The organism is Candidatus Clostridium helianthi (assembly GCF_045310795.1).
In the GTDB taxonomy this organism is placed as follows: Bacteria; Bacillota; Clostridia; order Clostridiales; family Clostridiaceae; genus Clostridium; species Clostridium helianthi.
Genome location: NZ_JBJIAB010000017.1, coordinates 21,354 through 40,498 on the forward strand (window position 1 = coordinate 21,354; position 19,145 = coordinate 40,498).

19 protein-coding genes are annotated in these 19,145 nt (G+C 29.6%); 5 read left to right on the top strand and 14 right to left on the bottom strand.

The window, feature by feature from the left end; genetic code table 11:
- Positions 1 to 12 precede the first annotated feature (12 nt).
- From ACJDTP_RS13930 to ACJDTP_RS13960, 7 genes are all read right to left on the bottom strand, one after another.
- Positions 13 to 999, bottom strand: coding sequence for an HlyD family secretion protein (locus ACJDTP_RS13930; RefSeq protein WP_406761543.1), 987 nt, complete (start codon positions 997 to 999; stop codon positions 13 to 15).
- A 28-nt stretch (positions 1,000 to 1,027) separates the two neighbouring features.
- Positions 1,028 to 1,234, bottom strand: a complete 207-nt coding sequence (locus tag ACJDTP_RS13935; protein ID WP_406761544.1) for a hypothetical protein — start codon at positions 1,232 to 1,234, stop codon at positions 1,028 to 1,030.
- A 348-nt stretch (positions 1,235 to 1,582) separates the two neighbouring features.
- Complete coding sequence (locus ACJDTP_RS13940; protein WP_078116364.1) at positions 1,583 to 3,157, bottom strand: DEAD/DEAH box helicase; 1,575 nt, start codon at positions 3,155 to 3,157, stop codon at positions 1,583 to 1,585.
- Between the two features lie 248 nt (positions 3,158 to 3,405).
- Complete coding sequence (locus tag ACJDTP_RS13945) at positions 3,406 to 3,597, bottom strand: cold-shock protein (protein WP_406761545.1); 192 nt, start codon at positions 3,595 to 3,597, stop codon at positions 3,406 to 3,408.
- 1,163 nt (positions 3,598 to 4,760) lie between these two features.
- Positions 4,761 to 5,159, bottom strand: a complete 399-nt coding sequence (locus ACJDTP_RS13950; protein WP_406761607.1) for a GNAT family N-acetyltransferase — start codon at positions 5,157 to 5,159, stop codon at positions 4,761 to 4,763.
- Positions 5,160 to 5,447, bottom strand: coding sequence for a YciI family protein (locus ACJDTP_RS13955; protein WP_406761546.1), 288 nt, complete (start codon positions 5,445 to 5,447; stop codon positions 5,160 to 5,162).
- 589 nt (positions 5,448 to 6,036) lie between these two features.
- Positions 6,037 to 6,735: a FadR/GntR family transcriptional regulator gene (locus ACJDTP_RS13960; protein WP_103698220.1), complete on the bottom strand. Its 699-nt coding sequence runs from the start codon at positions 6,733 to 6,735 to the stop codon at positions 6,037 to 6,039.
- Between the two features lie 445 nt (positions 6,736 to 7,180).
- Here ACJDTP_RS13960 and ACJDTP_RS13965 point away from each other — a divergent pair, with 445 nt between their 5' ends.
- The 3 genes from ACJDTP_RS13965 (at position 7,181) to ACJDTP_RS13975 (ending at position 9,424) form a co-directional block, all read left to right on the top strand.
- Positions 7,181 to 7,972 carry an SDR family NAD(P)-dependent oxidoreductase gene (locus ACJDTP_RS13965; protein ID WP_406761547.1) on the top strand — a complete coding sequence of 264 codons (792 nt, stop codon included), beginning with the start codon at positions 7,181 to 7,183 and terminating at the stop codon, positions 7,970 to 7,972.
- Positions 7,973 to 8,315: 343 nt separating this feature from the next.
- Entirely contained in the window at positions 8,316 to 9,044 is a 729-nt protein-coding gene (locus ACJDTP_RS13970; RefSeq protein WP_173708073.1) for a DUF421 domain-containing protein, read from the top strand.
- Positions 9,045 to 9,058: 14 nt separating this feature from the next.
- Positions 9,059 to 9,424 carry a DUF4363 family protein gene (locus ACJDTP_RS13975; RefSeq protein ID WP_406761548.1) on the top strand — a complete coding sequence of 122 codons (366 nt, stop codon included), beginning with the start codon at positions 9,059 to 9,061 and terminating at the stop codon, positions 9,422 to 9,424.
- Positions 9,425 to 9,661: 237 nt separating this feature from the next.
- On the opposite strand, the gene helD is transcribed toward ACJDTP_RS13975, so the two are convergent.
- The 5 genes from helD to ACJDTP_RS14000 form a co-directional block, all read right to left on the bottom strand.
- Positions 9,662 to 11,929, bottom strand: coding sequence for an RNA polymerase recycling motor HelD (helD, locus tag ACJDTP_RS13980; protein WP_406761549.1), 2,268 nt, complete (start codon positions 11,927 to 11,929; stop codon positions 9,662 to 9,664).
- A gap of 289 nt (positions 11,930 to 12,218) precedes the next feature.
- The gene (locus ACJDTP_RS13985; protein WP_406761550.1) at positions 12,219 to 12,341 is read right to left on the bottom strand and encodes a hypothetical protein; all 123 of its coding nucleotides are present in this window, start codon (positions 12,339 to 12,341) and stop codon (positions 12,219 to 12,221) included.
- Positions 12,342 to 12,766: 425 nt separating this feature from the next.
- Positions 12,767 to 13,240 (bottom strand): spore coat protein, encoded by a 474-nt coding sequence (locus ACJDTP_RS13990; RefSeq protein WP_173708076.1) that lies wholly within the window; start codon positions 13,238 to 13,240, stop codon positions 12,767 to 12,769.
- Between the two features lie 195 nt (positions 13,241 to 13,435).
- Positions 13,436 to 15,544, bottom strand: coding sequence for a methyl-accepting chemotaxis protein (locus ACJDTP_RS13995; protein WP_406761551.1), 2,109 nt, complete (start codon positions 15,542 to 15,544; stop codon positions 13,436 to 13,438).
- A gap of 432 nt (positions 15,545 to 15,976) precedes the next feature.
- A complete protein-coding gene (locus tag ACJDTP_RS14000) occupies positions 15,977 to 16,564 on the bottom strand; it encodes a cupin domain-containing protein (RefSeq protein WP_406761552.1) in 588 nt (195 codons plus the stop codon).
- Between the two features lie 244 nt (positions 16,565 to 16,808).
- Between ACJDTP_RS14000 and ACJDTP_RS14005 the strand changes: the two genes are divergently transcribed.
- Positions 16,809 to 17,144 (top strand): hypothetical protein, encoded by a 336-nt coding sequence (locus ACJDTP_RS14005; RefSeq protein WP_406761553.1) that lies wholly within the window; start codon positions 16,809 to 16,811, stop codon positions 17,142 to 17,144.
- Positions 17,145 to 17,164: 20 nt separating this feature from the next.
- Here the strand turns inward: ACJDTP_RS14005 and ACJDTP_RS14010 are convergent, their stop codons facing one another.
- Complete coding sequence (locus ACJDTP_RS14010) at positions 17,165 to 17,356, bottom strand: peptidoglycan-binding domain-containing protein (protein WP_406761554.1); 192 nt, start codon at positions 17,354 to 17,356, stop codon at positions 17,165 to 17,167.
- A gap of 298 nt (positions 17,357 to 17,654) precedes the next feature.
- On the opposite strand from ACJDTP_RS14010, the gene ACJDTP_RS14015 reads away from it, so the two are divergent.
- On the top strand, positions 17,655 to 18,551 hold the full coding sequence (locus ACJDTP_RS14015; protein WP_406761555.1) for a cation diffusion facilitator family transporter: 897 nt from the start codon (positions 17,655 to 17,657) through the stop codon (positions 18,549 to 18,551).
- A 234-nt stretch (positions 18,552 to 18,785) separates the two neighbouring features.
- On the opposite strand, the gene trxA is transcribed toward ACJDTP_RS14015, so the two are convergent.
- Positions 18,786 to 19,103 carry a thioredoxin gene (gene trxA / locus ACJDTP_RS14020; RefSeq protein ID WP_406761556.1) on the bottom strand — a complete coding sequence of 106 codons (318 nt, stop codon included), beginning with the start codon at positions 19,101 to 19,103 and terminating at the stop codon, positions 18,786 to 18,788.
- Positions 19,104 to 19,145 lie beyond the last annotated feature (42 nt).

Genomic DNA, 19,145 nt, shown 5'->3' on the forward strand with positions numbered 1-19,145 from the left:
TGTCATCCTTTCTTAGCCTTTTATACCAACTTCAGCAAACATACCTGGTTTCAATTGCCCCTTTGAATCTGTTAAAAGAATTTTAACTAAAACATTGGAGTTTTGAGAGTTTAATGTTGAATTTATTACTGATATGGTTCCTTCAAATTCTGAATCTTCTATTTCTGATACTTTAACTGCTACAGCTTGTCCTTCTTTCAAATCTTTTACAATCCTTAGAGGTGCATATGCATTCACACACAAAGCATCTGGATTAGATATTGAAATAAGTGTGCTGCCAGGTGCTGCCATTTCGCCTTTATTTATATCCTTAACAGTAACATTACCTGAAATAGGTGCTGTAATGGTTCCATTATTTAATGCCACCTGTGCTGTTTTCACTGCTTCTTCAGCTTGATGTACTTGAGCCTTGTAAACATCTATACTTGTTTCTGTAGCACCATTTTTAAGCATTTCTAATTGTTCTTCTGCAGATTTTTGTCCTGACTCAGCTGAGGTAAGTTGCTGCTGTGCAGTTTCAAGCTGCACCTCTGTAGCTGCTCCAGCATCAACTAAAGCTTTTGTACGATCATAATTCTTTTTAGCAACATCATAGGTTGCTTTAGCGCTATCCAAAGTTGCTTGCGCTTGTGATATTTGTTCAGGCCGAGTGCTATTCATAGCATTATTTAAATTTGCATTTGCAGTATTTACTGCTGCCTGCGCTTGATCTACCTGTGCCTGAAGATCCTGAGTATCTAATTTAATCACAGCATCACCTTGATTTACAGTTGATCCTACATTAACTAATACATCTGAAACTCTAGCAGAAATTTTTGAAGATACATTAACTTGATTATCAGTCTCAATCTTTCCAGCCATAAGATATATGGAATTTTGCTTATTAACCTCTTCTACTTGAACAGCATTTTCATTCCTATTATTTTTTGCAGCGCATCCCGTAAAAAGAGAGGTTCCTATAAGCGTTGGTAATATAATTAGCAATACATATTTCTTCATAAATTAATTACTCCTTTAACAAACTAATTCATTTTATGCCTTCATTTGAAATTACATCTCGTATATCTTCAGTTCTTATAATTTCAAAGATTGGATCTAAAACCTTTAATAGTACTATTAAATCTTTTCTTAATGAACCATAATCAGCTATTTCTAATTCTATTGATGGTGCTTGCCGGCTTATAGCAGCAAGTATAAGAAAACACTTTTGTGGCCATCGGAGATAAATCACCACTCCAATAATCCAATTAATAATCTGGAATTTACAAAACCTAAAGGCTACGAATGTTATACTTCCTATAAGGTACTCAGGTACCTTATAGGAAGTATAACATTGGAAATTATAAAATGCAATACTAAATATTTGCATTAATAAATCATAAATATCTCTGAAGCCTAAGAATCCTTAATAGATGCAAGTTCCACCATTTTTTCTTTTTAATGTGCATATTCTCAAGAATATATATTTTTTAGAATATTACCATATTTGTTCTAGTATTCTGCCCCTATGCCAAGAACAATAAAAAAATACCTATAGACCAAACACTTTGTTCATGTGTCTTGTTCATAGGTATAGTTTAAATTATCTTTTTGATTTTGTTGAAATTTCGACATTTAGCTTTCTTCCAGCAAATTTCTTTCCAATGCAATGCTTCATTATAGATTCCGCTGCATCCTCTGTTACATTTACAAATGAAAACTTTTCAAGAATATCAATATCTCCGACATCTTCTCTTTTTACCTTTGCATTCTCATTAAAGAAATCCACTAGCTTCCTTGGATTAATTTTATCCAAGCGTCCTACATTCAAAAATAATCTCTTGTAATCTGTCTTTGAACCTATTTCATTTTCAGTATAGTCATAATTCACTTCCTTGCTATATACCATATCCATCAATGCCGCTGCCACTTCTACGAGGTTAAACTCTTCATCAAGTTCTGTTGCCATCGGTATAAATTTCTTATAGCTATCCTGCTCCAAGGTTTCCTTTATCTTTGAAAACATATTTTTGTACTTTGAAACAAATATTTCATCGACAGTAGGAATTTCTCTTCTTCTTATCTTGCTTTTTGTCACCTTTTCAATATGCTTAAGAGACATATATTCCCTTGCAGTAACTAGTGTGTAAGCAACACCTTTTCTATTTGCTCTACCTGTTCTGCCTATTCTGTGAACATAGGATTCTACGTCCTGAGGCAAATCGTAATTTATAACGTGAGTTACATTTTCAACATCTATACCTCTTGCTGCAACATCAGTTGCTATTAAAAATTCTAAATTTCCTTCTTTAAATTTTCTTAAGGTATTTATTCTCTGATTTTGATTCATATCTCCATGCATTCCTTCAGCAGTATAACCTCTCCCTTGAAGACCTTCTACCAGTTCATCAACGTTCCTTTTGGTCTTACAAAAGATTATTGCAGATGCAGGTTCATCAACATCCAGTATCCTACATAGTGTTTCAAATCTATCCTTGTTTTTAATTTCATAATAGTATTGATCCACTGTAGCTACAGTCATTGCATTTTTTAAAATGGCTATGTGTTTCGTTTCAGACTTCATATATCTTTTAGCAAGCCTTTTGATCTCTTCAGGCATAGTAGCTGAAAACAACATTGTTTGTCTGTCTTGATTTGAATTTTTTATTATTTCTTCTATATCGTCAATAAATCCCATGTTTAACATTTCGTCGGCTTCATCCAATACAAGAAATCTAATAGAGCTCAAGTTTAAAACTTTTCTTCTTATTAAATCCAGCACTCTCCCCGGAGTTCCTACTACTATATCTATCCCTCTACGTAAAGCTGAAATCTGTCTGTCAATAGGTTGCCCACCGTATACAGGCAGCAACTTAATCTTAGTAAATTTAGCTATACGATTCAATTCATCATTTACCTGTATAGCCAGTTCTCTTGTAGGCGTTAGTATTATACTATTTACCTTACCATCTTGCTTTCCAATTCTGCTTAATATTGGTGCACCAAATGCCAGTGTCTTTCCTGTTCCTGTTTGTGCCTGCCCAATAACATCATGACCTTCTAAAAGAACTGGTATTACCTCAGCTTGAATCTTAGAAGGTTCTTCAAATCCCATTGCATCAATGGCTTTAAGAATACTCTCATCAAGACCTAATTCGCTAAATACCTTATTTTCCAAATTAATCCCTTCTTTCTTTTTTTATAGAATTTATACATTTATCTTATCTATAGCTACTGTAACACTCCCACCTCTTTTTAGGTTGTAGATAACAGCGCCACGCTCAAAGATTAGTTCAACTAAGATTCAGATGGGGATATCCCTATCTCCCACCTTAATCTAGTTTCACTTGATTTCAATGAAAAGCCACCTTAGACAAGGTGGCAAAAATCACCTAATATGTTGTTAATGAACATCAAGATGCTATTTTATACTCTTTGAATATTGGTTGCTTGAGGACCTTTTGTACCTTTTTCAACATCGAACTGAACTTTATCTCCTTCTTGTATACTAAATCCTGAAAGAGAAGATGAATGTACAAAAACATCTTTTTCTCCCTCTACCTCGATAAAACCAAATCCTTTTTCTGAATTAAAAAACTTTACTATACCTGTTTTCATAAATATCCTCCTTGTAAAAATATTGTATTTTGATTTGTCAAGCATGTCATCACTTGTGAAAGCAAGTTATGATTTATCTTTACTAGACTTTTCCCATTATTGAGTATTCCCATCCTTTCATAAAACAATACTTTGGGAATCACAAAGTAAAATATACATTTTTATCAATTTTTATTTGCCTATTAATTAACTTGGTTAATTCATCCGCTTAATTGATTTTTTCATATAAAATTATGGAAAAGTTATAAAAACAAAGTTAGGCCAAGTATATCTCTACTCGGCCTACCTTTATTGGTGTTTTCTAGTAATATTATGGATATAATTATTGTAACATATTATTAGAAAAGAATCTATATTAATTAGGATTTTCTTTCCATAAACATTTAATTTACAGGCTAATAATAATTTAATATTTACAACTTATGCTATAATCTATCCACAATTAATGAATGATAATAAAGAAAGTTATCGATAGAAAATTGGTCTAACAAAGTTAAATTTATAATGAATTACTGCTTTATTACTTGGTTATGAAGACAAAACCAAAGCACTTCACCACAAAAGTGGAAGACTTAAAGATTCTGGAATTATACATTACGATACATATAAAAAACTGACAACAGAAGAAAAAGAAGAAATAATAAAAACTGTTAATGATCCAGAAAATCATTTCCATACAAAAGGAAGAGAAAAAGGTAATTGTAGCACTTACCTTGAATTCTACTATACTAAATGGTCACCACCTAGAGACCCAGAGGTCATAAGCAAAATGGATGATATGCTATATAACAAGCTAACATCATTTATTAAAAAATAATTTTTGTATTTTTGACCTGTAACATTTGAGGAACATCAACAGCCATTATTATCTCTAAAAAATGCAATATAAAACAAAATATACATTTAAAGAAAATGAGAATAATAATAAATTAAATATGAAAAATAAAGACTATTCAATTTACACACAAAAAAGTTCTTGTTCTTAGAAACAACGGAATTAAGCAATGTACATTAAAATAGACTATATTATAAAAATAAATTCTATAATATAGTCTATTTTTAATGCAGTTATTTATAATTGATCTACAACTATGAAACATCTACTATATAATTGTGATTTGATTGTTGGTATCCAAAATGAGAAGTTTAGAAAATAAAAATATCTATTTTTCAGCTTCAGATTTTAATAAAGAATATAGATTCAAATCAACAACACCTTGTCCCTTCCAAGTATATCCCTGCCTAATTGTCCCCTCTTTAATAAAACCATTTCTTTCTAATACATTCTGAGATTTAATATTTTCTTGCATGACAAATGTTTGTATTCGATTTATTCCAATATCATTAAATAAATAGTCTACCATCACCTTTACAGCTTTAGTAGCAATTCCCTTACCCCAAAACTTATCGTTCAACCTGTAGCCTATAGTTATCATATTTACCTCGTTAAAATAGTCAAATATCTCTGCTATTCCAATAACCTTCTCAGGTTCATCATTTAGACATATGCCAAGAAATATACATTTTTTCTTATTTATAAAATATGCCTTTCTACTGCACAGTTAATTATCATCTGATGATATCAACAAATCCCATTCATAAACCTCTACTCTATATAGACCACTTTTAATTATCGGGTCTTTTTCCGCAATCATTCTTGCCTCCTGTAAATCCTTAGCTTTAAATATAATCATACCACCTCTGGCATTAGCGAATCCTCCTCCAACAAAGTATCTTTCACTAGCAATACCATTTAGATACTTTACATGATCTTGGAAATCTTCTTCTGTAGTTTCTAATCCATTATTCTTATAATCAATTCTTACAAATAACTTGTCTCCTTTTTTCACACTTCTTCTTCCTCCGTCTTCTTAATTATCCATGTAAAATCCTGTACAGGTCTTATATAGTCCTCTTTAATTATTTTCTTTATTGAATATGTTTTTACCCAGAATAACATATATGCCTATTATTGTAAATACAGTATAACCCAATATTAAAAAGACATTCAATACAGGAAGTTCCCTTGCGAGATTTGCTATACGACAGATGTGATTATTATGAATTAAGATCAGCTTTAAATAACCTAACAAAATATGAAAGGGAACTTGCAGGTTTTTTCTTCTTCAAAAAATAATGCATTAGAAAGAAAATTTCCAATTATATTCTATACTATTATAAAAGTACAAATGTTTAAAGATCCAAAGTTAATTAATGACTTGGATCTTTACTTTATCAGATATTATGCATTCTATTTGCGGATATTAATTTATTATAGCATTGTTTAAAAATGCTTTTTTAAGAATTCACTTCCCTGATCGGCTTGTCTAAAATATATAATACCTTCTTCAATAGTTATGAAATCTTAGCAAGTAGCATTCTATTAAATTTTTCAAGCTCACTCTTATAAGATTTTATATTTTCATTTACAAAGCAATTCTAATTTTCGTATCCATAAGATTTCCTAATTAGATCGAAATGTTCTTGCATAGCATTGTAAGCTAGTGATTCATCCCTTTTCTTTAAATTTCTTAATAAATTCTCATGTATCCATAATAAGCTTTCTTTTGTATTTCCCTCATGAAAAATTTGCATTCTAGCTTTTCGAATAAATTCGTCTACAAGTTGAGATATAACATTAAGTACATTAATTAATAATACATTTCTCGATGCCTTTGCAATTAATTGATGAAACTTAATATCTAATTCAACACTTTCCTCTTCACTACTAGCAATATACATCTTATCTAATAATTCTGCTAAAAGTTCAAGCTCGCTATCTTCTATATTTTTAGCTGCTAATTTAGAACATTGAAGTTCTAGCGTTTCTCTTAAATCATACATTTCTTTGGGCGAACTCTCCTGTAACATAAACATTATTGAAAGAGGTTCAAGCAAAGAGTTATTAAAATTTGTTCGTATATAATTTCCGGCTCCATGTCTGCTTTCTATTAATCCTATGACTTCTAAAGCCCTCATCGCTTCCCTAACAGATGCACGCGATACCCCGAGAGATTCTGCCATCTCTCTTTCTGTCGGCAATTTATCTCCCTTTTTTATTTCTCCATATTTTATTTTATCCTTAATTTTCTCTATAACTTGATCATATACTTTTGGATTTTTATTAAGTACAAGCATATGTTATGTCCCCTCCTTTTCTTATTGATATTTCTTAATACATTATACATCAATTTTCTAAATTCTAATATTCTGAAGAATATGTATTCTTCAGAATACATATTCTTCTATAGTAATATTCTTCACAATATTTATTTTTCACCATACTAGCATCATACGATATTTAAACATATATCCAATGAACTGATACCTATAATTAATAAACGTACTGCAAACGGCACCAATATCCTAGAATAGAGCACAAAAGCTCTGATAAAAAGCAAACATTTTCATCTGTAGATACATAGGATCCATTAATATTTTTGTTAAATATAGAGATAATATTAATATTAATTTGTATGAATGTATTTAAATAAAACTATGCTGTAACATTTTTCTCAAAATATAGTTTATAAATCTCTTCACAACTATTCTTAATTATGCTTAAAGAAATTAAGGTGATATCATGAAAAAAATACTAATCACAGGTTGTGGTTCTGGTCTTGGACTCGAAGCCTCATTTGCTCTAGCAAATAGAGGTCATTATATCTATGCAACAACCCACACTGAAGAACAAGCCGCTAGAATTAACGCCATAAATAAAAAATATAATCTTCCTATTGAAAGCTTTAAATTGGATATTTTACATAGTAATGATAGAGCTAGGGTAACTAATCTTGAAATTGATGTTTTAATAAATAATGCAGCCATTGGAAATTCAGGTTCAGTGGCTGAAGTGGATTCCGATATATATCGGGAAACTTTTGAAACAAACGTTTTTTGTCCAATTGAATTGACTCAACTTGTATTAAAACAAATGATTCCTCGAAAAAAAGGAAGGATAATTTTTGTATCATCTTTGGCTGGACGCTCTCCAATTCCATTTTTATCTCCATACTGCGCAACTAAATTTGCATTGGAAGCCATAGGTCCGTCTTTAAACGAAGAGCTTAAAGAACTTAATGATGTTAATATTCCTGTTATTTTAATAGAACCCGGAGGCTACTCTACGGGATTTAATCAAAAAAATATAGCAAAGCAATTTAATTGGATGAAAATTCATTCTTATTTCAAAAACAATATAAATTCCCTAGAAAGCAAGCAATATGCATACTTTAAGCTTACAGAATCTACTAATTTTGATTCTATTATGGATAAATACATAAAAGCAGTCGAAGACAAATATCCAAGGGAAAGATATGTGTCGCCTTCAATTCAAGGTGCTTTCATTAAAATTAAAAACATCCTAAAAAAATAATTATAAAAGACTAATATAACTTATCAATGTATCACATCAGTTATATTGGTTTTTACCAAGCAAAAATAACCCTTATGCTATATTATATTTATATATACAAGTACCAAAAATTTAAAGCATAAATTATTATAGAAATGATTGGGCATCATTTCTTTTCCACTAGATAACTTTATTATTTTACCAAATGTTCCAAAAAACAAATAATAAAATTATATCTATTACCTTTAATATTTAAAAATTATACTTCTAACATTCATTGCTATATAAAAATTAATTTAACAGTATAAAATATTATTCAAGTAGAATAATAAATGTATCTTGTAAAGATTGGAGGTACCAATAATTGAATGAAGGATTAGTAGTTTTTGTGCGTGCTATTATTGCATTCTTTTCTTTACTTATTTTTGCAAAGATACTTGGTAAACAGCAAATCAGTCAACTGACATTCTTTGATTATGCCCTTGGAATAACAATCGGATCAATTGCTGCAACTCTTACTACAGACTTATCAAGCAGGGCATGGCCTCATTTTATCGGATTACTCACTTGGTGTTTACTTGGATATTTAATGGAATGCATCACTGAGAAATGGAGGTATGCTGCAAAATATATCGAAGGCGAACCTACAATTGTAATTATGAATGGCAAGATAATGGAAAGTTCATTAAAAAAAATGAAGTATACAGCATCAGATCTCATGGGACTATTAAGAGTTAAAGATATTTTTGATTTGTCTCAAGTAGACTTTGCAATTATTGAGCCAAATGGCCAATTATCTGTTCTAAAAAAACCAGAATATGAAAATTTAACACCAAAAGATATGAGTATACTCAAAGCACCAAGTGGCCTAAGCACAGAGCTTATTTACGATGGAATTCTCATACATGAAAATTTAAGACAACTTAATAAAACTGAGAAATGGATTATGAAACAGCTAAAAATGAATAAAGTCAAAAATATTTCAGAAGTGTTTCTTGCAACATTAACCCCTTCTGGATCATTATATATTGATAAATATAACGACCATATGATGAAAATAACAGATATTGGTGATTATAAAGGACCATATTAAAGGAGTAAATTATAATGAGAAAATTTTTAGTCGTATCTATACCTATGGTGTCACTGGCCTTCTTTATATTAATTATGCTTAGCGGCAGTATTTTAAAAAAATCTATCGGTAATGATGATAATATTTCCGAATCAATACAACTACTTATACAGGATATAGAATCAGGAAATTGGGAAAATGCTGATATTAAAACAGATAACCTATCTAAATCATGGAAAAAAATAGTCAAACGAGTCCAATTTAGCTCTGAAAGAGATGAACTAAATCAATTTGATATATGTGTCTCACATCTTCGTGGAGCTATAATGGCTAGAGATAAATCTAATTCACTTATTGCTTTAAATGAAGCTTATGAGCATTGGAATGATCTAGGTAAATAAATATTAATGCATTTTAAATTCTAAAATTAAAGGACCACTGTATTAAAATATATATTTTCCTTTTTTACTTATTAAAGATTATTAACATATGCCATTAATAATATCATCATAATATATAAACGGCATATGTTAATAATCTTTTATTATATAATCAACTTAAACTTCTATAACTTTAAGTAATGTATTAGCCTATATGTTCTTTCCTTTCCACTAACTTTTATAGCAAATAATTTCTCTCTAAATTAAATTTGTAGCTTCATCCTTTATTATTATATATTCTAAATGTAATGCCCTAGTTAGTGAAACATATAATAACCTTTCATCTAAAATGTTTTCTTTATAGTTATCTTCACTTGGATTCAATATTATTGTACAATCAAACTCCAATCCTTTTGTTAAATATGATGGAATTATTATTAGATCTTCTGCTATTTCTTTTTCCTTGCCTAATATTAGTTCAAAATTATATTTGCTCTTTCCTTTTAGAAGTTTGTATATCTCTTCACCTTGTAACATATTTTTTGTAATTATTGCAATTGTTCTCTTTCCGTAGTTCTGCACTTCGCTAATTATTTTCTCTATGGCTGAAGTATATTCATTTTCACTCGAAATCTTTACTATTCTAGGCTTTTCACCATGTCTTAAAACTGGTTTAGCATCCTTAAGTCCTAAATTTTGAGATTGTAATGTTTTCTTTGCAAAATCAATTATTTCTACTGTTGATCTATAGCTTTGCGTCAATTGAATGTAGGTTGCATTTCCTTCAAAGACTTGTTGCGTTATATCTTCCCATGTCTTTAAACCTTTATAATAATAAATTCCTTGAGCTAGATCCCCTACTAAAGTTAACGCATTACCTTTAGCCAAACTATTAACTAAGTATACTTGGAATGGGCTATAATCTTGAGCTTCATCCACTATAATATACTTAAATTTTTCTTCCTCATCAATTCCTTCAAGCAAAATTCTTATATATGCAAGAGCTGGCAAGTCATCTTCATCGATTATATTCTTTTCAAAATTACTATTAAATTCTTCCTTCATATAATCTGCCAATACCTTAGGAATTTTACCTCCAGTTGCTGTTTCAAATAACTCATCATTATAAAAGTTATAATAGATATCTCTAGAATTTATATCCTTCCAATCTTTAAAGTAATTATTAAATTCCTTTTTACTGTTAGCTTTTACATTTTCCTTTATTTTGTCTCTATCTTCATATAGACTTATAAGCAATTTTCTTCTTTCCGATGAATCTTCATTTTTTCTTCTTATTTCTCTTATTTTCTTTTCCCATTCATTATCTATTTCTATTAATAGGCTTTCTATTCTTTCTTTTATTTTTAAATTTAAATATCTTTTTATCTCCTTTTTCCTTTTGTTGATGGGATAAGCTTTTAGATCTTTTATATATAATCTCATTATCTCTTTTTTATGAAATAATGTCTCATTTCCAACTTTAATATCTTCAATATGAATTGCATCTTTTTCCATTAATGCTATATATCTATCAAGCATTGTTTTAAATAGCATGGTTCCTTTAACTTTGCTTGAATTTACAATAAGCTTTTTTAGATTTTCATCATTTTCTTCTATTATCCTTAATAATTTTTCATCCTTATTATAAACTTTTCCTTTTAGTTTTAACTTTGATAATACCATTTCCTCAAAGGTACTTTGATTTACTTCTTCCGCTCCAAGGCTAGGCAAAATATCTGAAATGTAACTTAGAAATAGTTTATTAGGAGCCAAAACTAAAATTTCGTCTCCACTCATGCTTTCTTTATATCTATAAATTAGATAAGCTAACCTGTGTAACGCTATTGTTGTCTTACCTGAACCTGCTGACCCCTGCACTATTATAGGCAGATTTTTAGGCCATCTTATTATTTCATTTTGTTCTTTCTGAATAGTTGCAACAACTTCTTTTAGCTTTTTCCCACTGCTTTCTTCAAGATTTATCTTTAAAAACTCATCAACTAAATTTTGCCCTTCTTCTTCATTTATAATGATGTTATTTATTCCTTCATCAAATACTTTTTCTATATCACTATTTTTATATAAAAATTTTCTTTTTAATTCTAGCTTTCCTTCAACTATTCCTTGTGGTGCTTTGTAATACGCATCTCCACCAGTTCCGCTATAATAAAGATCCGCAACTGGCGCTCTCCAATCAACAACAATTTCTTCTCCATCTTTGCTGTTACTTATACCTTTTTTCCCAATGTATATACTTTCAGTAAACCCCATATTTTCTCTAAAGTCTACTCTACCAAAATAAGGCTCTATTAACGATTCTTCATATTTCTCAATATCTTGAGATAAATAACTAAATATTCTTTCATTAGCTTGCTTTTCTTCACTAAAGCTCTTTACTTGTTTATTTAAAGTCTTAATTTTCCCCCCTACTTCTTCAAATTTTTGTTTCTTTTCCTTTAATTCTTGTTTTATTATATCTTTCTTCTGCAGTAATACGTCTCTTTCTTCGTTCAAAATTGTATCCATATTTACACACTATATAATGACAGGTAGCAAAATTCATTATACTTTTCCTTCCATTAAGATAAATTACTATAATTAGGTATTATACCATAATATCTCGAATTAATAATTCAAATTTTCTAATAATTTTACACTTCTAGATCAATGTAGATTATTTTACTAAATACAGTCAAAAATACCCACTTAGAAGTTGGTTTTTTGAACACCAAAGCATAAAATTTAAAACTCAAGTAATTTGTTATTAGAATCACTCGAGTTTTTAACGTTCTGTAAATATATAATATTATTTTTTTCATTTACTTTGAGTCATTTTACTATTATCTAAAAGTTTAGATATACCAGATGTTTCCCAATCTTTTATCTCATTAATGGCTTCACTAAAAGTCATTCCTTGCCCTACAAGTATCCATATCATGATTAACCCTATAACTTTCCTTTATTTAAAAAACATTTTATTTCTTTTTTCCTAAAAAGTCGTATAAAGAAATATGCAATAATAGCAAAGCCTATTAATTCAGATAAATAATAAGTTGGATCTGTAATAAGTCTAACAATATCGCTATTTACCCAATTGCCTTCTGGTCTTGCAGGAAACTTCCATCCCAAGTATGGCCAAAATAATATATTAGGATATAACCACATGCTATCTAATACTAAATGAAGAGAACTAGCGATGCCAATAATAAAATTTAACCAAATAACTTTTCATTAAATTTTATCACTAAGACTCTTATATAGTCAATTTTACCCTATAAAATATAGCTATAAATTATTAAAAGTACAAAAAAATTCGGCCTGAAAAAGGCTAAACTTTCTTATACTTTTAATAATGTTTTTTAATTATTGAACATTATACATGCCTTTACTCTCCATATACTTAAATATAGATTCTCCATGTTTTTGTTCTTCTTTTTGTATATGATTTAATACATCTCGTACTTCAGTATCCTTGAATTCAAAAATTGCAGTATCATAAGCTCCTGAGACATATTTTTCTGTCATTAATAAATCCGAGCATATTTCCTTATCTGACAAATTACTTGTAGAAGTTTGAGATTTATTTACATTTTGATCAACACCTTGCTTTTTTTGTCCACCTTGTTGTTGATTCATCTGAGGAACATTGCCACTTAGTAACTGATTAATTGTATTAAGATGACTTCTTTCAATTTGCTCATTATTCTTACAAATTTGTTTCAACTGTGGATCCTGTACCTGATTAGCATAATTCGAATATTTTTGTATACAAATTTCTTCATGACTTTTTTGGTCTTCTAGTAACATTTTTTCTTTTTGCGTTAAATTTACTTGCATAATAAAACACCTCCATTTTTATTCTTTGAAAGTGTTCTATTTTTTATTCATCTATAAATTTATTTTTTGCCTCAAGTAAGAAAGCCTTGTCATAAAATCCTTTTCGTTTTAACATACTAGTCTTCTTAAGAACATAAGATGAGTGTATTGTCTTTGTGTAAAACAAATCTACTAAATTCACCTTATGTTAATTCCCTATATCTTAAATATGGATACTGCTTCTAATAATTTATCTGCACATTCTTTTGTCTTATGTGTTTGTTCTACAACTTCTTCTGTTAAATTAACTACCTCATTTGACTTATTTGCAATTAAAGTTGTTCCTGTAGCGCCTTCATTAGTTGCCTCTGCAACTTCATTTATAGCTGTTATAATATCTTCTGTGGAATTAATAAGCTCGTCTGATATTTCACTTATAGTGCTAACTAATTCATTAAATACAATAGCATCATTTCTATATTGTTCCCCTGTGTCTACAAGTTTGTCATAATCTTTCATCACTTGAGTTCCAATAAAATTAATAACTTCATTTGATGTTCCTTTAAGGTCATTGACAGCCATAACAACCTCTTTATTTATCTGCTGTATTTCCATTGTCGTTTCTTTTGAGTTTTCCGCAAGTTTCCTTATTTCATCTGCAACAACTGCAAATCCTTTACCAGCTTCTCCTGCTCTTGCTGATTCTATTGCTGCATTTAGTGCTAATAGATTTGTTTGCTCGGTTATTTCTAATATCCTAGCTGTTAATTCATTTATTTTATCTACTGCTTTAGATTTCTCCACTGCAACTCTTAAGCTTTCTTGCATTTTCAAAGTTATGCTACTAGATTGCTCCCTTGATTGCAATGCATCAGATTTAAGTTTTTTAGCTCTTTCCTGAATTTCCTTTGCAGTTACCTCTCCGCTTCCAACCCTTGATTCCATAGTCTTTATTATGGATTTCATATTTGCTGATGAAGCATTTACTTCCTCTGTAGATGCTGCCGTTTCCTCCATACTTGCAGATAACTCCTCAGTTGTAGCGGATACATCTGAAATTTGGTTATTTAAGTCTACTATATTCTCTTGTGTAAAGTTTATTGAATCTAAAACCACATTGCATTCACCTTTAACACCAGATATTATATTCCTTAATGATTTTTGCATTTCATTTATAGATTTAAACATTTTTCCTATTTCGTCTTCTCTGTCCACATATTTTTTGTCAACCTCTACTGTAAGATCTCCTTTAGCCAGTAACTCCATTTGTTCTTCTGCGTATCTTATTCCTTTTGTCATTCTTTTAATTACAATATGTATTACAGCGACAACAATTAATAATGATACAACTGCTGAAATTAAAATAACATTAAATATTTTATTATAGCTTTCTAATGTTTTCTCTTTTGGAATTTGGCTACATAGTATCCAATTAGTCTTTGTATTTTCTAAGTTAACCGGATCTGCTACCATTAAAACTTCCTGTCCTTTTTTTACCGAAGTTCCATAAGTATAAAATTCTTTACCTTCTGAAGTTTCACTTATAACTTTCGCCCAAGTTGCATTATTTTGTTTTGCATCTTTCATCTTTAGGCTTGGATCTTCACCACTTGCTACATAAATCCCTTGGTTAGATATTAGTTCAACGGTGCCTCCGAGTGGTGTTTTTTCCAATACAAGTTTTTCTAATGTATCGAGCTTATAATCTATAGATATTACTCCTAAAAACTTTCCATTATCATCCAATATAGGCATAGCTAAAGATACCATTGAAATATCTTGTCCATTAACAGTATAAACTGTCGGTTCTGTAATATAAGTTCCCTTTAATTCCTTTGGCTTCTTGTACCATGTCATATCTGTCTGATCATCATACGCTGGTAATACTACTGTTTGATCTCCATCTCTACTTGCATAAGGTATGAACTTTCCATCCTCTGCAAACTCTTTTCTGCCTTTATAGTAATCATCTCTTCCATCAAATGCATTAGCCTCAAATGCAACTGTAACACCAAAAATTTCAGGATCTGTCTTTAATATTTCTTTTTGCATTTCAATAACCAGATCTCTATTCTGAGAATTAAGCTTAATTTCATTGGTTATTGCCCCCCTTAAATCCTTACCTATTGTTTCTAACTTTTCAAAGTTAGATGTGATTTGTGCTGCATAAGATAAAGATACTTCTTTTGCTAAAGTTTCACTATCCATTATGCTTTTAGACTTTATTTGTACTAATATACTTGCAAACACTCCTATATAACACACAAGAATTATTGATCCTATTATTATGCTTATTTTTGTCCCTAAATTAAACTTTTTAATCATGCAACGTGTTCCCCCCTTATGTTATAATCTATTGCAACAATATAAGTAATTATAGCATTAATTTGTCATATCTTGTAGTTTCTTAACACAATTCTAACAGTTTTATACTAATTAGTATAATTATACTGTTTTCCCTGAGATTTTTTTACGCAGCTTCCTTTTCGAAAGCACGTGCAAAAAATCTGCACATCAGAAATGGCTGCTATGCTGCATATAAGAACATTTTATGCAAGCGAATATACTCTATTTTTTATTCTCTATCAAAACATAACGTTCTGAATCAACTATTTCCATAATTTATACCCAAAAGTAACACAATGTCCACAGATTCTCTAACTATATGATTTCATAGAAACCAAAAAAGTCTAACCCTATGACTATGAATTGCCAGGTTAGACTCGAATTAATTTAATTCTAATTTCATACAAAAATTTATTCAGAAGGTTTAGTTACATGCACTGTACCACGTGGATGCTTAGGTGGCGCATAAATAGAGTATACCTTGAGAGGTTTTGTACCTGTGTTAATAACATTGTGCCAAGTACCAGCAGGGATAATGATTGCAAAGTCATTACGGGCATTTGCTTGAAACTCTAGATTATCTTTGCTTTTTCCCATTTTAACAATTCCTTGCCCATCTTCAATACGTATGAATTGATCAGTATCTGGGTGGATTTCTAGACCTATATCATCACCTACATTGATGCTCATTAATGTAACTTGAAAATGCTCTCCTGTCCATAAAGCAGTACGAAAGTTTGTATTTTGCTTTGTAGCTTTATCAATGTTAATTACCAAAGGCTGTGGTCCATAGTCTTTCAGATCCATTTTGCTATTTCCAGTTGCTGATTGTGGAATATCAGCCCTATAATCGTACTCCATTTCATCAAATAGCATAGAATATGGAACAGACCTAAAATTAGAATTCTGATATGTCCAATTATTATTGTATCCGTCCTCTAAATTATAATCTGATGTTTCAGTTGAATAATCTACTGAATACATTCTGTCATTATTCATACTTTTCTTCCTTGTTTATTATTTCAAAAATATAATATGTTATAATTCCGTGAATGTTCTTTTTTTAGTAAATATTCGTATTAAAATATATTTTTTAATTTTTAACATTTACTTTAAACCATAAAGATTTAGAGGAGGCGTCTTGTGAAGATTATAATTATTTATTTAATACATCATATACTCATATTATTTAAGTAAATATCATAGTTATTAATTATAAACTACATATAAGTGGGTGTAAGTCATGACAGGTTTTGAAAACTTAACTCCTGAAGATTCTTTAATTTTAACAAATGCAATTGCTATTTCACTTGCAAAAGGTAAAAATGCTGATGAAATAAATGTTATTGGAAATTTCCTTGTAGGTATAGGTTGTTTACTACTAACAATAGCCTCACAGCAACAGTATTTAACTGTATTACAAGAATCTAGGAATTCTAATTCTGCACAAAATAACGACAATGCAAATAACAATAATAACAACAATGCCAATAATAATAATAATAATAATAATAATAATAATAATAATAATAATAATAATGAAGAATCAGCTGCGGCTGATGATGTAATAATTGGTTAGCTTTAGTAGATTAAATATATTTAATCTACTAGTGTTATCCCAGGCTTTTCATATAATTCCTTATTAATATCATTGCATTCTTTAATGCTATTGTCTTTCCTAAATTCTATTACAAATTTATTAATTCCTTCTCCATATATGCCATCTAATTTCCTAGGATAATAACCTTTCTCATTTATTTTTCCTTGTACATCCAAAACATCTGACCCCATATCTCCAGGCTTTAAATTTACTAATCCTTTTTCAAAAGGACCGTATAGACCTGCATATTAATATATTTTTTACGCATTTTAAATCTAATATAATTCTTATATCGTATTCAATAGCTAACTATTGATTTAACCATAATAATCTCGATTCCAACACTAACCCTTATCACAATAGCTATCATTATCAATTGATAATTTGCTTCAACCTTAACCTCTTGACTTTTCACACATATAAATATATTATAGTGTTAATTTGTTTTATCAAATGATAAAACTTATGTTAATTATGGAGGCGTTTTATATGAATGCAAAAGTTAAAGTTGCAAGATTATCTCTGTTATCAAATAGCATCCTAATAACTCTAAAATTAATTGTTGGACTTGCTACAGGTTCAGTAAGTATAATATCTGAAGCTATACATTCAACTATGGATTTGTTAGCCGCTATAATAGCGTTTTTTTCAGTTAAAATATCTGATAAACCAGCTGATGACATACACCCTTATGGACATGGAAAAATAGAAAATGTTTCTGGTGTAATTGAGGCAATTCTTATACTGTCAGCTTCTATTTGGATAATAATTGAAGCAGTAAAAAAAATACTAATCCCTGGATCAGTTGAATCAATAGGGCTTGGATTTATAGTTATGTTTATTTCCTCTGCTATAAATTTCATGGTTTCCAGAAAAATATATAAGGTTGCTAAACAAGAAGACTCTATAGCTCTTGAAGCAGATGCTCTTCATCTAAAAGCTGATGTTTATACCTCATTAGGTGTAGGAATTGGTTTGTTTCTTATATGGATAACTAAATTGAATTTTTTAGATCCAATTGTAGCTATTTTAGTTGCTATATTTATATTAAAAGAAGCCATTGAGCTGTTAATATCTGCATTCAATCCACTTTTAGATACTAAGTTATCCAATGATGAAATCAAAATCATTCAAAACAGCATAAATAAGTTTTCGAGTATCTATTGTAACTACCATAACTTTAAGACAAGAAAATCTGGACGAGTTAGGTATATCGAATTACATTTAGTATTTCCTGAAAATATGAGAATTAAAGATGCTCACGACGTATGCGATAAAATCGAAAATGATATAAAAAAATCTCTAAATTACTCCGAAATTATGATTCACTTAGAATCTTCTGAGTACAATCCTAATTGTGATAAATGTAAAAATAAGTGTGATTAAATCTATAATTATGCAAAATATAGATATCCACTCTAAAACTAAATTTATGTGATAGCTTACCGAAATTATAATACCCCATACACAGTTATACTAAATAAAGCGATGGATTAAACATATTCCACCGCTTTATTTGCAAATCTGCCTTCATACACTTTTAAGAGTTGTTCAGATAAAACGAAACTTTTAAAAGTTAATTTTTGCAATCCGCCTGAATTTATAACTTCATTTTATTGTTTATAAATGTGCATTGATTTTATTTAGTATATTTTGTTTTGGCATAAAGCCTGCTAAGTTCTCCACAGGTTTTCCATCTTTAAATACAATCATAGTTGGTACTGCATATATTCCGTACTTTTCTGCTATTCTTTCACTTGCATCTATATCCACTTTAAAAAATTCAGCTTTACCTCTAGCTTCCATACTAGCTTGTTCAAATACTGGAGCTAACATTTTGCATGGTCCACACCAAGTTGCGAAAAAATCAACAACTGCTATTCCTTTTGAGTTCTCAACATTTTCAATAAATTCATTACTGCTTATTATTCTAGCCATAATTAACTCCTCCAATTTATAATTTAAATTTTTATTTTCCTA